This is a genomic window from Rhodospirillum sp. A1_3_36, assembly GCF_047263945.1.
GTDB lineage: Bacteria > Pseudomonadota > Alphaproteobacteria > Rhodospirillales > Rhodospirillaceae > Rhodospirillum.
The window spans coordinates 21,239-33,638 of sequence record NZ_JBLAVB010000004.1 but is presented as its reverse complement, the minus strand read 5'-3'; the positions used below and the strand labels follow the sequence as shown (position 1 = coordinate 33,638).

Annotated in this window: 13 protein-coding genes and 1 tRNA gene; 8 read left to right on the top strand and 6 right to left on the bottom strand. The window is 62.5% G+C overall.

Going from position 1 to position 12,400, the window contains the following annotated elements; genetic code table 11:
- Window positions 1-37: 37 nt before the first annotated feature.
- The 5 genes from ACLIRY_RS10745 to ACLIRY_RS10725 all read right to left on the bottom strand — a co-directional run bounded on the left by ACLIRY_RS10745 (window position 38) and on the right by ACLIRY_RS10725 (window position 4,968).
- Window positions 38-772, bottom strand: coding sequence for an alanyl-tRNA editing protein (locus tag ACLIRY_RS10745; protein ID WP_413205388.1), 735 nt, complete (start codon window positions 770-772; stop codon window positions 38-40).
- Between the two features lie 32 nt (window positions 773-804).
- Entirely contained in the window at window positions 805-1,617 is an 813-nt protein-coding gene (locus ACLIRY_RS10740; protein ID WP_413205387.1) for a PhzF family phenazine biosynthesis protein, read from the bottom strand.
- On the bottom strand, window positions 1,614-2,432 hold the full coding sequence (gene thiD, locus ACLIRY_RS10735; RefSeq protein ID WP_413205386.1) for a bifunctional hydroxymethylpyrimidine kinase/phosphomethylpyrimidine kinase: 819 nt from the start codon (window positions 2,430-2,432) through the stop codon (window positions 1,614-1,616). The genes ACLIRY_RS10740 and thiD overlap by 4 nt, the downstream gene beginning before the upstream one ends.
- A gap of 298 nt (window positions 2,433-2,730) precedes the next feature.
- Window positions 2,731-3,624, bottom strand: coding sequence for an RNA polymerase sigma factor RpoH (rpoH, locus tag ACLIRY_RS10730; RefSeq protein WP_413205385.1), 894 nt, complete (start codon window positions 3,622-3,624; stop codon window positions 2,731-2,733).
- A gap of 276 nt (window positions 3,625-3,900) precedes the next feature.
- Window positions 3,901-4,968: an RluA family pseudouridine synthase gene (locus ACLIRY_RS10725; protein WP_413205384.1), complete on the bottom strand. Its 1,068-nt coding sequence runs from the start codon at window positions 4,966-4,968 to the stop codon at window positions 3,901-3,903.
- A gap of 55 nt (window positions 4,969-5,023) precedes the next feature.
- On the opposite strand from ACLIRY_RS10725, the gene ACLIRY_RS10720 reads away from it, so the two are divergent.
- From ACLIRY_RS10720 to ACLIRY_RS10710, 3 genes are all read left to right on the top strand, one after another.
- Complete coding sequence (locus ACLIRY_RS10720) at window positions 5,024-5,440, top strand: hypothetical protein (RefSeq protein WP_413205383.1); 417 nt, start codon at window positions 5,024-5,026, stop codon at window positions 5,438-5,440.
- A gap of 4 nt (window positions 5,441-5,444) precedes the next feature.
- The gene (locus ACLIRY_RS10715; protein ID WP_413205382.1) at window positions 5,445-5,927 is read left to right on the top strand and encodes a M67 family metallopeptidase; all 483 of its coding nucleotides are present in this window, start codon (window positions 5,445-5,447) and stop codon (window positions 5,925-5,927) included.
- A 72-nt stretch (window positions 5,928-5,999) separates the two neighbouring features.
- A tRNA-Glu gene (locus ACLIRY_RS10710) sits at window positions 6,000-6,075 on the top strand.
- Between the two features lie 93 nt (window positions 6,076-6,168).
- On the opposite strand, the gene ACLIRY_RS10705 is transcribed toward ACLIRY_RS10710, so the two are convergent.
- A complete protein-coding gene (locus tag ACLIRY_RS10705) occupies window positions 6,169-6,834 on the bottom strand; it encodes a hypothetical protein (protein WP_413205381.1) in 666 nt (221 codons plus the stop codon).
- A gap of 136 nt (window positions 6,835-6,970) precedes the next feature.
- On the opposite strand from ACLIRY_RS10705, the gene ACLIRY_RS10700 reads away from it, so the two are divergent.
- The 5 genes from ACLIRY_RS10700 to ACLIRY_RS10680 all read left to right on the top strand — a co-directional run bounded on the left by ACLIRY_RS10700 (window position 6,971) and on the right by ACLIRY_RS10680 (window position 12,323).
- The gene (locus tag ACLIRY_RS10700) at window positions 6,971-8,566 is read left to right on the top strand and encodes a sensor histidine kinase (RefSeq protein WP_413205380.1); all 1,596 of its coding nucleotides are present in this window, start codon (window positions 6,971-6,973) and stop codon (window positions 8,564-8,566) included.
- 70 nt (window positions 8,567-8,636) lie between these two features.
- Window positions 8,637-9,278, top strand: a complete 642-nt coding sequence (locus tag ACLIRY_RS10695; RefSeq protein ID WP_413205379.1) for a TetR/AcrR family transcriptional regulator — start codon at window positions 8,637-8,639, stop codon at window positions 9,276-9,278.
- Window positions 9,278-10,240 (top strand): HlyD family secretion protein, encoded by a 963-nt coding sequence (locus ACLIRY_RS10690; RefSeq protein ID WP_413205378.1) that lies wholly within the window; start codon window positions 9,278-9,280, stop codon window positions 10,238-10,240. Before ACLIRY_RS10695 ends, ACLIRY_RS10690 begins: the two co-directional genes overlap by 1 nt.
- Window positions 10,237-11,190 (top strand): ABC transporter ATP-binding protein, encoded by a 954-nt coding sequence (locus tag ACLIRY_RS10685; RefSeq protein WP_413205377.1) that lies wholly within the window; start codon window positions 10,237-10,239, stop codon window positions 11,188-11,190. Before ACLIRY_RS10690 ends, ACLIRY_RS10685 begins: the two co-directional genes overlap by 4 nt.
- Complete coding sequence (locus ACLIRY_RS10680) at window positions 11,187-12,323, top strand: ABC transporter permease (protein ID WP_413205376.1); 1,137 nt, start codon at window positions 11,187-11,189, stop codon at window positions 12,321-12,323. The genes ACLIRY_RS10685 and ACLIRY_RS10680 overlap by 4 nt, the downstream gene beginning before the upstream one ends.
- The last annotated feature ends 77 nt before the right edge of the window (window positions 12,324-12,400 follow it).

The following is a 12,400-nucleotide window of genomic DNA, read 5'->3' as shown; positions in this document are numbered from 1 at the left end:
CATTGCGTCCAGTTTCGTCGAATTCAAGGGAAAACCCCTAGTGGGGGACCTTGTCCTCAAAGACCACTGTGACGCGTCGGTTCATTTTCCCCTTTTTTTCGATTTTGGAGACGCGCACCAATCCAATCTCGCCGGTCGCGCGCACATGGGTGCCACCGCAGGGTTGCAGGTCCACGCCCGCGATCTCTACCAGCCGCACCCGGCCCGATCCGGTGGGGGGCTTGACCGACATGGTCCGAATCAATTCGGGTTGGGCCTCCAGCTCCCCATCGGTGATCCAGCGGATGTCCAAGGGATGGTTGGCCGCCACCAGGGCGTTCAATCTGTCGGTCAGGGCCTGTTTGTCCGGCGCCCCCTCTGGCAGGTCGAAGTCCAGGCGGCCTTTCTCCTCACCAATGCTTCCGCCGGTCACCCCTCCTTCGATCAGGGAACAGAGCAGGTGCAGGCAGGTGTGCATGCGCATCAGGCGGTGGCGGCGGTCCCAGTTGATGGCGGCGGTGAGGGGGGTTCCTTCCGCCGGGGCCTCGATGCCTGGGGCCAGCCAGTGGACGATCTGACCGTCTCCGTCTGTGCGGGTGTCGGTGACGGTCAGGGTGTCACTGCCTTCGGGGATCAGGTGGCCCTGGTCCCCCGGCTGGCCTCCTCCCGTGGGATAAAAGACGGTCCGATCCAGGACAACACCCCGGGAGCCGTCGTCTCCGGTGACGCGGGCGACCACCAGGGCGGAGCAGTCCGGGGCATAGGCATCCTGGCGGAAGAGTTCTTCGGTCATGGGGGATGTCCTTTGGCGGTTGGCGGTTGGTCCTACAGGTGGAAGCTTCCGGAAATGACGGTCACAGCCTGACCGAGAAGGGCGACCTGATCGCCTTCTACCCGGCATTCCAGGGTGCCGCCCCGTTCGGAGACTTGTTTCGCCGAAAGGATGTCCTTTTTAAGGCGTTTGGCCCAGAAGGGCGCGAGCACGGCATGGGCCGATCCGGTCACCGGATCCTCGGGAATCCCCGCTTCGGGCACGAATACCCGACAGGCGTAATCGCAGCCGTCGGCCTCAGCCCCGGGGGCGGTGACGATCAGGCATCCCGCGCCCGCGGCCATCAGGTGCTCGGACCGAGGGGCAAGCGCACGCAGGCGTTCCACGCTGTCGATGACGACGACCAGGAAGCCGCCGCCCTTGCCCACTTCCAGGGGGCGGGCGTGCAGGACCCGCTCCAGGTCGTCGGGGATGAGAGAGGTTTTGGTGTCCGAGGCGGGCAGGCGCATCAGCAGGGCCTCGCCCTCGGGTTCGACGGTCAGGATGCCCGAGCGGGTCTCAAAGGATTGGGCGCCGGTATATCCCTTTTCCCGCAGCAGGACATGGCCTGAAGCCAGGGTGGCGTGGCCGCAGAGCTCCACCTCCACCGTTGGTGTGAACCAGCGCAGCCTGTGGGGTGCGTCCCCCTCGCTGGGAATGAGGAAGGCCGTTTCCGCCAGATTGTTTTCCGCCGCGATGGCTTGGAGCACCGCGTCGTCCAGCCAGCCGCCCGCTCCGTTGCTCCCAAGAATGCAGACCGCAGCCGGATTGCCTTTCAGGCGGAATTCGGTGAAGGCGTCGACTTGATAGAAAGGCAGGCTGTTCATTGGGATCGGGCCTCGAAAGGAAAGACGGTATGTCCGTGGTTGAGGGGGCCATGGCCGGAGCCAAGCCCCGGCGCGGTTTCGATGGCCCGGCGCACATAAGCGCGGGCCCGGGCGACGGCATCGGCAACAGGACGCCCTTGGGCCAGCCCGCAGGCGATGGCAGACGCAAGGGTGCAGCCGGTGCCATGGGTCGAAGTCGAGCGGATTCGGGGATCGGTGAAGCGGATCGCCCCCTCTGCGGTGACCAGGATGTCGAGAACCTCCGTCCCGTCTTCGTCCAGGTGCCCACCCTTCATCAGAACGGCCTGGGGACCGAGGGCGAGGAGCTCCTGCCCTGCGGCTTCCATGGCCTCGGCGTCGGGAATGGCGTGTCCCACCAGGACCTCCGCCTCGGGCAGGTTGGGGGTCAACAGGGTGGCAAGCGGCAGCAGTCGCCCGATGAGCGCGCGGGTGGCGCTTTCCTCCAACAGGCGGTGGCCGCCTTTGGCCACCATCACCGGGTCCACCACCAAAGGGATGCCAGCGGCACGGTTGGTGATCTCCTCGGCCACGGCGTCGATGACTTCGGCGGTGGCGAGCATGCCGGTTTTCAGGGCATCGGCTCCGATATCGTCCAGGACGACGGCCATTTGCTGGCGGACGAAGGCTACGGGCACCGGATGAATGCCATGGACTCCCAGGGTGTTTTGGGCGGTCAGGGCGGCGATAGCGGTCATGCCGTAACCGCCCAGGGCGGTTACGGCCTTGATGTCGGCCTGGATGCCAGCCCCCCCTCCGGAGTCGGATCCGGCGATAATCAGAACACGGCCCGTCATGGCGTTGGCGCTTCCCTTTTTTCCGTTCGTTTTTCGGATCCTGGCCGCCCGTATACCCCTGCGGCGGATAGGATCCCTCCATCAGGTGCCGTCCCATGGCCGTCTCGTCAAGGGAAGATCCTGCCTGTGCCTGGGATTCGAGCCCCGGTTGTGATGGAGGGGCTCCCATAAGAAAGAGGGCTTAATGGGATAAACCCAAAAAAAGACCCTGGAGCCTTGGGGGACGCGGTGGCTCCAGGGTCTTTGTGATTTCAGTCTGGCTGAATTCAGTCCGGATAGGGCGAGGGACTCCGCCCCATCAGGCGGGGGCCGGTGCAGTATGGCCGGTGGTGACCGCGCCCTGCATCCACTTGCGCAGCTTCTCGAAGGCCCGAACCTCGATCTGGCGGACCCGCTCGCGGGAAATGCCGTATTGTTGGGACAGGTCTTCGAGAGTGACCGGGTCGTCGCGCAGGCGCCGTTCGGTCAGGATATGCCGTTCCCGTTCGTTCAGGGTCTTCATGGCACCGGACAACATGCGGCGGCGCTGACCCATTTCCTGGGTCTCGGCGAGCAGGTGTTCCTGGTTGTCGCCATCGTCCACCAACCAGTCCTGCCATTCCCCGTCCCCGTCAATGCGGACCGGTGCGTTCAGGGAATGGTCCGGGCTCGACAGGCGGCGGTTCATGTTGACCACATCCTGTTCGGGGACGCCCAGTTTGGTGGCGATGTGGGTCACGTTTTCGGGGTGCATGTCCCCCTCCTCCATAAGCTGGAGCTGACCCTTCATCTTGCGCAGGTTGAAGAACAGTTTTTTCTGGGCGGCGGTGGTGCCCATCTTCACCAAGGACCAGGAATGTAAAATATACTCTTGAATGGCGGCGCGGATCCACCACATGGCGTATGTGGCCAAGCGGAAGCCGCGTTCAGGGTCAAAGCGCTTTACCGCCTGCATCAGGCCTACGTTGCCTTCGCTGATGACTTCTCCCATGGGGAGGCCATAGCCGCGATATCCCATGGCGATCTTTGCCACAAGACGCAGGTGGCTGGTGACCAGTCGATGCGCGGATTGGGAATCGCCGGACTTGCGGAGGGATTTGGCGAGCATGTACTCCTCTTCTGGAGCCAGCATGGGGAATTTGCGAATCTCTTGAAGATAGCGAGTCAAATTGCTTTCAGGGCCAATCGACAGACCGGGCGCGGAGGTGGCCATGGAACTTCTCCTCGTATCGATCCCTATTGGGGACCCCCGGAACCATGGGGGAGATGGAACACATCTAAGGCGCAGATCCACCGGCCACGGGATCCTGGATCTCAACTTTTCGACTGGAACGGGCGATCGGCTGCCCGTTTGATTTGACCAGTCGAAGGGTATTTTTTCTGCCCGGCGGACGGCTTCACGAAAACCATGAAGAATTGAAAACTCTCTCTTTTCCCTAGCCTTCAAGGAGTAGAATATAAGACCGGGGTGGTCAAGAATAGAGTTTCCTTAATCCGTCCTCGAAACAGTTAGTATGGTATTGATATCCTTTGGTAATTGCGATTCTAAGGCAATTACCTCCCGGGTTCGCGGGTGCAAAAACCTTATATGACGTGAGTGTAATGCTTGGCGTCCCAGATTTCCGATGGCCTCCTTGACCTCCTTCGACAGGGCTTTTGGGAGTCCGCTTCGCCCATAGACGGTATCCCCCAGCAGGGGATGGCCCAAATGGGCCATATGGACCCGGACTTGGTGTGTCCGACCGGTGGCGAGTCGACATTCAACCAGGGAGAAGGCGTCATCGAAGGTTGCCAGGACCTGATAGTGGGTCAGGGCATGTTTTCCGCCGGACCTGAGGACGGTCATCTTCTTCCGATTCGTCGGGTGACGGCCGATGTTGCCTTCGACGGAGCCCTTGGCCGCTTTGGGACGGCCCCAGACCAGACAATGGTACTCCCGGGTCAGGGAGTGGCAGGCGAATTGCTCGGCGAGGCCCCGGTGGGCCAGGTCGGTTTTGGCTGCCACCATCAGTCCGCTGGTGTCCTTGTCCAAACGGTGGACGATACCGGGCCGCCGTTCCCCCCCAATCCCGGAGAGGGAGTCGCCACAATGAAACAGCAGGGCATTGACCAGGGTGCCGTCTGGGTTGCCCGCAGCCGGATGGACCACCAGTCCAGCGGGTTTGTCGATGACGATCAGATCAGAGTCTTCGTAGAGAACGGCTAGGGGGATGTTCTGGGGTTGGGGTTGGGCTGCGACCGGCGGGGGTTCGCTGACCCAAGCCTCCTGCCCCGGTTTGACCCGACGCGAGGCATCTCGTATGGTCTCCCCGTCCAGGGTGACCCGTCCGTCATCCAACAAGGCTCGCAGGCGAGCCCGGGACAGGCCATCCACTTCCTCGGCCAACCATTTGTCCAGGCGTTCGCCTCCTCTGTTCGGCCCCACCACCCGGTGATAGCGGATTTCGGGGCTGGGGGATTCGTCCAGGGTGAAGGCATCGCTCTCCTCGTCGCCCTCCGGTATGTCCGGATCGGGAGACGCAGTGGGCGCAGGGGAGGGGGGACAAGAAACAGTCATGGTCCGATATGGTGACCCCAGTTCGGAGCCAAAATCAAGCGGGAGTCATCTGGCCATGCGAGCCATTAAATCTTTGGTTGTGTTCATGGGGGTGCTGATCGTCTTCGGGGTCGGTCTCCTCGGCTATGGTTTGTACAAGAAGTCCGCTGGACTATCGGGTGGGGGCGCAGCCTCAGCCCCAGCATCCGTCCCCGCATCCGCGCCCGCCTCCATTCCGAGGGCACCGGTTTCGGGTGGCGCCCCCGGTCAAATTGCCATGCGACCTGTGGGGGAAGCGGGGGGAGGCGGCATTTCAGCCTTCGATATGCTGTCCTTGGGAGAGCCCAAGGGAACGGTGGCCCGGGAGTTCCGGATATCGGGCTCGACCCTGGTGATTGAACTGGCCGGAGGGGGCAAGCCGCCCCGTCTGGTGGCGGTTGACCTGTCCCGGGGAGTGGTCCTTGGCACCATCCTTCTGAACGATGCTCCCTGAGAATTTGCCTGAGAACCTGAGGGGGGCGCCGTTGCGCGGTCTTCTGTTGTCGGAGAGTGACCGCACGGTCATCGCCTGCGCGGCGGAAGCGTCCCACCCCCGGGAGGGGTGCGGATTGCTCGTGGGGCGAAGGCAGGCGGATGGCTTGGCCCGGGTCACGGCGCTGCATCCTGCGGAGAACCTGTTGGCCGACGCGTTTTCCGACCGGTTCGAGCTGGATCCGGCGGCGCGGCTGCGGCTTCAGCGCGATTGCCGGAAGCGGGGAGAGGTTGTGTTGGGCCATTGGCACTCCCACCCTTCGGGCGTTGCGGCGCCTTCTGCGACGGATGCCGCGCGGGCCTTTGAAGAAGGGCTTGTCTGGCTGATTCAGGCGACGGATCCGGCGACGGGGCGGGCCGGAGCGTTGGAAGCGGTCTGGTCTACGGGGCTCTGTGGCCCGGTCGAGTCGGCCTTTCAGCCGGTGGCGCTGATATTATTTTCCGAGTGAATGACCTTCGGGTGAGAAAAGGCTTGCGTGGTCGATCTATTGGCCTTAGAAAGCCGTCCTCCGCAGCACAACGTCCCCATCGTCTAGCGGTCCAGGACGTCAGCCTCTCACGCTGAAAACAGGGGTTCGATTCCCCTTGGGGACGCCAGTGCCGGATCGAAAAAAAAGCCGCCTCCGAGGATCTCTCGAGGGCGGCTTTTTTTCGGTTCTCTAGCTTTTTTCGGTTCTCTATGGGGCTGATTTAAGCCAGTAAGCTCTCCAAAAACACGGAGTCGCTTTCTGTGCGCGCTTGTCGGGTCGGGCGGCCTTCCTCGGTGAGGAAGCCATAGGCGCTCAGGTGGTTGACGATCTTCACGAAATGGGCGCGGTTGCCCTCCGTCGCGCCACCGGCTAGCCAATTCTGCTCCAAGAAAGCCAGGATCGCCGGTTGATCCAACTCAGCCTCCCAGAGGATCCCCAAGAGGGAGGCCAGGGCCTCCTCCAGGTCACCGAGTACGCCGGTCACCGTGGCGACGGCGTCGGCTGGGGCCTTGATCCCCGTTTCCGGCCCCGCACCGAGACCGAAGTCGATCACGCTCCGTCGCTCTGGCGCGCAGACCTGCCAGTGGCCAATCTCGTGGACCAGTACAGAAGGCTCCAACTCCGCGCGCACTGCCCTCCCATCCCAGGTGAAGCCCGCCGAGGGTGGACCCTCGATCACGCCAAGGCCGAAGGCGCGGACCAAGTCCACGGCCTCCCTGTGGTGGTCCGGGTCGGTGGACAGGTCGATGGTCTCGCCCACGATAAAAGCACAGGTTTCGGCGATGCGTGCGAAAACCCGGCGGGCAAGGGCTGTGTCAGTGAGAAGGGTGTCGAAGGCTGCCACGAGGGGCGGTACGTCGGACAAGGCGATGGGGGTCAGGATCAAGGACGGGGCGACTCCAGTCTGGTGGCGTCCTATAGCATTTGAGGGTGGGGATCTCAAGCGCAGTGGAATTCGGGTTGGTTGTAACAGACGGGGGGCCAGGGTACAGTTTTTGGGTGATGTGTAGGGAGAAGGCGGTATGGATCGTCTGGCGGCTCTTTTTCGAAGGGGCATTGAGGCAGGTTTTGTGGCGGCGCCCTTTCTCGCCGTTCTGTACTTGTGGTTTTTCCAAGTCCCGCCCCTGATTTTCAAAGACGTCTTCTTCCACGAGGTCGCCGTTGGATTTTCCTCTGTCTTAGGCTTGGGAATCGGCTGGATTGCCCTGTTGTGCTACCGGGAAAGCGGCGAGTTGTTTGCCCTCTTCCTGGCTCTTGGCCTCACGGCTTTTTCCGTGCTTTATGCCTTCCATGGGGCTTTTACCCGCTTGGAAGGGTGGAATCCGTGGATGTTCCTGCTGTATGCCCCTGTCTCGCGCTTTGCTTTGTCCGCCTGTCTGGTGGCAGGGTTGGTGGCCCACGACTGGCCACGGCGGCCAGAAGGCCAGCGACTTGCGCCGGAAATCTGGGGGCCGGTTGCCGCTTTGGTCATGCTGGCTATTCCTTCTGTCGCTCTGCTGGCCCTGGCTCCCTTTGCCTCCAGTCTCTGGGTCAGTGGGATCTTGGAGGGAGGCGCCCTTGCGGTCTGTCTGATCGGGATCCTGAGACTGGTGACCTGGACCCGGCCTTTTCCCATGCGCGGGCCTGTCACCATTGCCTTCTGTCTTTTCTTGGAATCCTCCACGGTATTCTTTCTAACGGAGCCCTGGACCCATGTCTGGTGGGCGGCGCACCTGCTGTCCGCCGCCGGGTTCATGGTCCTGGCTCACGGAATTCTTCGCGCTTACCTGGGGGGAGGGTCTTTTTCGGCTTTGTTTTCCGAGGAGGAAATGCTCGCCGATCTGGCCCGCGCCCGGGATGTGCAAAAGACTCTGAGCGCCGCCCGGGATGCGGCGGAAATGGCCAACCGGGCCAAGACTGAATTCCTGGCCAGCATGAGCCACGAATTGCGCACCCCTCTGAACGCGGTGATCGGCTTTGCGGAGGTCATGAAGATGGAAGTGCATGGCCCCCTGGGATCGGAAACCTATCTTGAGTACGCCGACAACATTGGGCAGAGCGGCGCCCATCTGCTCTCGTTGATCAACGATATCCTGGATGTGTCGCGGGTGGAGGCCGGACGGGTTGATCTGTTCGAGGAGCGGGTCGATCTGGAGGAGGTTATTCAGGAGGCTCTGACCCTCATGCGGGGCCGGGCACAGGCCGCAGAGGTCGATCTGATGACGGTGCCTGCGCCGGACCCGGTGTTCCTTTGGGGTGATGCCAGGCGGCTCAAGCAAATCTTGCTGAACCTGTTGTCGAACGCAGTGAAATTCACGGCTGAAGGCGGTTGGGTTCGCTTGTCCTGGTGGGTGGATGAGAAGGGAATTTTCCTGAAGGTTTCCGATAATGGAATCGGGATTGCTCCAGGAGACTTGAAGAAGGTCATGATCCCCTTCGGTCAAGTGGATAGTGGTTTCACCCGCAAATACGACGGCAGCGGATTAGGGTTGCCCCTGGCCAAGGCGATGGTCGAACTGCACGGCGGTGCACTGATTTTGGAAAGCACCAAGGGATTGGGAACCCAGGTCACGGTACGCCTGCCTTTGGCGCGCCTGCGGGACCGGTCGGCGCGGAAGGCCCAAGATGATGCGACATGACGGAATGGCCTTGTCGGGTTGCACATCTTCCACTAATAACTGACTGGTTATTTATATGTTGGGAAATGCCATGACGCAGGAACCGAAGTGGCGGCGCAGGAGCGAGGCCCGGCCAGAGGAGATTGTCGAGGCCGCCCTGGCGGTCTTCTCAGAACGGGGGTTCGCTGCCGCCCGGTTGGAGGATATCGCTCGCAGGGCGGGGGTGACCAAGGGCACCCTTTATCTGTACTTCGACGACAAACAGGCGTTGTTCAAGGCTGCGGTTCAGACGCATATTTTGACCTATGTGGCCGAGGTCGAGGACCACCTCTCCCAGGGTGATGCCCCGGCGCCCATGGTGTTGCGCGCGGTTATCGGCGGCATTGGGGGGCATCTGTTGTCTCAGCCTGCGGGGGTGATTCCCAAGCTGTTGGTCGCAGAGGCGGGGAATTTCCCGGATCTGGTCCGGTTCTACATGGATGCGGTGATCAAACGTGGCTTGGGCCTGATTGGCCGGACCGTGGAGCGGGGCGTGGCGGAAGGGGACTTTGCCCCCATCGCGCCCAATGTCGCAGCACGTTTGCTCATGGCTCCCGTCGCCATGATGGCCATTTGGCGCCATTCCCTGGCCCCCTGGGATCCCGATCCTGTGGATCCGGACGAGTGGTTGGCGGCCCATTTAACGGTGACCCTGGCCGGATTGGCCATTGGAAAAGGGGAGAAGACTGCCTGATGGAAACGATCTTGGCCGGGATCCTGTCCCTGTTCGTCGCCGCCCCACCGGTTCTTCAGGGGTATGTGGAGGGGGACTACCTGCATATCGGGCCGGTAACGGCGGGGGAACTGACGGAGCTGTCCGTGGGGGAGGGGGACCGGGTGGCCCAGGGCGATCCTCTCTTTGCCCAGGATACCACCCAGGCCGAGGCGGCCCTGTCGGCGGCAGGGGAGGCCTTGGCCGAGGAAGAGGCGCGTCTTGCGGATTTGGACAAGGGCAAGCGGCCGGAGGAAATGGCCGCCCTGGCCTCCCGTCTGGTTCAGGCCCGTGCAGCCCTGGATCTGTCCTCTACGGAACTGGCTCGGGCGAAATCCCTGGTGGCCCGGGGGGCTGCTCCCCGGGAGCGGCTGGATCAGGCGGAACGGGATTTTGAGCGGGATCAGGCGTTTCTCGACGAACAGACGCAGGAATACGACTTGGGCTTGAAGGGGGCGCGCAAGGATCTGGTGAGCGCCCAAAGGGCCGTGATCGCCCAACGCCGGGCCGAGATCCTGCGTGCGGAAAAGGACTTGGCGGACCGTCGCCGCTCTGCCCCTGCAGGGGGGCGGGTGGTGGATATCTATTACCGGGTGGGGGAGGTGGTCCCCCAGGGCGCGCCGGTTCTGACCCTGTTGCCTCCGGACCGGGTCAAGGTCGTCTTCTTCGTCCCAGAACCCAACGTGGGGGCCCTCTCTCTTGGCCAGGAGGTGCCCTTTTCCTGCGATGGCTGTGCGGCGGGCCAAACGGCGAAGATCACCCATATCGGCGATCAGGTGGAGTACACGCCGCCGGTTCTCTATTCGGTGAAGTTCCGGGCCAAGCTGGTGGTCCGGGTCGAGGCCAAGCCGACAGGGGGCGCCCTTGCCCTGCATCCGGGGCAGCCCGTGGACTTGGATCCCGCGGTTTTGAAAACGGCATCGGTGGAAGGGAAAACCCAATGACCAAGGAGTCCCCCTTGGCCCACCCCCGAAGTCAGGTGGTGATCGATGTGGAGGGGTTGACCAAGCGGTTCGGCGATCATCTGGTGGTCGATGGCTTTTCGATTCAGGTGGAGCGGGGGCGGATCCAAGGGTTTTTGGGACCCAACGGCAGTGGCAAGACGACAACCATCCGGATGCTCTGTGGCTTGCTGACGCCCGATGGGGGCCGGGGAAGCTGCCTGGGGTACGACATCCGCAGGGAAGCGGAGAGGATCAAATCCCGCGTTGGCTACATGACCCAGAAGTTCAGTTTCTATGAGGATCTGACCATTCGCGAGAACCTGGATTTCGTCGCCCGCATCCATTGCCTGGACCGGCGCAAGAAGCGGGTGGAAAAGGCCCTGGAGGACTTGGGTCTCTCCAGCCGACGCAATCAGCTCGCCGGATCCCTGTCCGGGGGATGGAAACAAAGACTGGCCCTGTCGGCCTGTCTGCTGCACGAGCCGGATCTGTTGCTGCTCGATGAACCGACCGCAGGTGTGGACCCCAAGGCCCGGCGGGAGTTCTGGGACCACATCAACCAATTGGCCGACGATGGCCTCACCGTGCTGGTCAGCACCCACTACATGGACGAGGCCGAACGCTGCCACGAGATCAGCTATCTGGCCTATGGCAAGCTTTTGGCGACCGGGACGGTGGAGGAGGTCGTGCGTGGTGCGGGGCTGACCATCTGGAGCGTCTCCGGCCCCGCAGTGCGGGAGTTGGCCCGGGACCTGCGCGCAGGAGGCAAGGTGGAGATGGTCACGGCCTTTGGCAGCGCCCTGCACCTTGGGGGGCAAGACCGGGCCGCTCTGGATGTGGCCCTGGCCCCCTATCGGGACCGTCCCGGGTTGGTGTGGAAACAGGCGGAGGCGGAGCTGGAGGATGTCTTCATCCATCTCATGAGTCAGGCGGAGGACAGTTACCGATGACAGAGGGATTTTCTGTCCGCCGCCTTACAGGAGTGATCCGTAAAGAACTGGTGCAGATGCGCCGGGACCGGCTGACCTTTGCCATGATGTTGGCGGTGCCCCTGCTGCAACTCATGCTGTTCGGCTTCTCCATCAACACCGATCCCAAGGGGCTGCCCACGGCCCTTTATGTGCTGGATCCTTCGCCCTTTTCCCGGGATCTTGCCGCCGCTATGGAAAATGCGGGCTATTTCGCCCTGATCGATCCGCCCACCAGTGAGGCGGAGGTGGACCGGATGCTTGACCGGGGAGAGGCTCAATTCGTCGTCACCATCCCGGCCAACTTCGCCCGGGATTTGATCCGGGGGCGGCATCCCTCCTTGCTGTTAGAGGCTGATGCGACGGACCCGGCGGCGGCGAGCAACGCCGTGGCTGCCTTCCGGCAACTGGCCCAAACCGCCTTCGCGCCCCACCTGACGGGACCCTTCGCGGATCTGGCCCCCGGAGAGCCAGCGGTGAATACGGTGATCCATATGCGCTATAACCCGGATGGGGAGAGCCAATACAATACGGTGCCGGGCCTTCTGGGGGTGGTGCTGACCATGACCATGGTGATGATGACGGCTCTGTCCATCACCCGGGAACGGGAGAGGGGAACCTTGGAGAACCTGCTGTCCATGCCTATCCGCCCGGCAGAGATGATGATGGGCAAGATTCTGCCCTATGTGGGGGTGGGCTATGTACAGGTGGTGGTGGTGCTGGTCATGGCCAAGCTGGTGTTCGGCGTACCCATGGTGGGTTCTCCCCTTCTGCTGAGTGTCCTGGTTATCCTGTTTATTGCCTGCAATCTGGCGGTGGGAATGACGTTTTCGGCCCTGGCCCGGAACCAGCTACAGGCCATGCAGATGAGCTTTTTCTTCTTTCTCCCCTCTATTCTGCTGTCGGGTTTCATGTTTCCCTTCCGGGGCCAGCCCGACTGGGCGCAGGCGATTGGCTCGATCTTCCCGCTGACCCACTTTTTGCGCTTGGTGCGGGGGATTCTGCTCAAGGGCAACGGACTGGTGGACGTTCTCCCCTTCCTTTGGCCCCAAGCGCTGTTCCTGCTGGGAGCCTTCATCGTGGCCCTGCTGGTCTTTAGAGAAACGCTGGATTAACCCCGGAAAGGGGGGCGGCTTGGTCTTCCCACTCCTCCTCCCCTGCCTGGGTTGACTGTGGGAATCCGAGAGGGCTC

Coding starts and splice junctions, on each gene's coding strand:
- ACLIRY_RS10700 (WP_413205380.1), top strand. CDS start 6,971: ATGGATCGTCTGGCGGCTCTTTTTCGAAGGGGCATTGAGGCAGGTTTT.
- ACLIRY_RS10695 (WP_413205379.1), top strand. CDS start 8,637: ATGACGCAGGAACCGAAGTGGCGGCGCAGGAGCGAGGCCCGGCCAGAG.
- ACLIRY_RS10720 (WP_413205383.1), top strand. CDS start 5,024: ATGCGAGCCATTAAATCTTTGGTTGTGTTCATGGGGGTGCTGATCGTC.
- ACLIRY_RS10685 (WP_413205377.1), top strand. CDS start 10,237: ATGACCAAGGAGTCCCCCTTGGCCCACCCCCGAAGTCAGGTGGTGATC.
- rpoH (WP_413205385.1), bottom strand. CDS start 3,624: ATGGCCACCTCCGCGCCCGGTCTGTCGATTGGCCCTGAAAGCAATTTG.
- ACLIRY_RS10740 (WP_413205387.1), bottom strand. CDS start 1,617: ATGAACAGCCTGCCTTTCTATCAAGTCGACGCCTTCACCGAATTCCGC.
- ACLIRY_RS10725 (WP_413205384.1), bottom strand. CDS start 4,968: ATGACTGTTTCTTGTCCCCCCTCCCCTGCGCCCACTGCGTCTCCCGAT.
- thiD (WP_413205386.1), bottom strand. CDS start 2,432: ATGACGGGCCGTGTTCTGATTATCGCCGGATCCGACTCCGGAGGGGGG.
- ACLIRY_RS10745 (WP_413205388.1), bottom strand. CDS start 772: ATGACCGAAGAACTCTTCCGCCAGGATGCCTATGCCCCGGACTGCTCC.
- ACLIRY_RS10690 (WP_413205378.1), top strand. CDS start 9,278: ATGGAAACGATCTTGGCCGGGATCCTGTCCCTGTTCGTCGCCGCCCCA.
- ACLIRY_RS10680 (WP_413205376.1), top strand. CDS start 11,187: ATGACAGAGGGATTTTCTGTCCGCCGCCTTACAGGAGTGATCCGTAAA.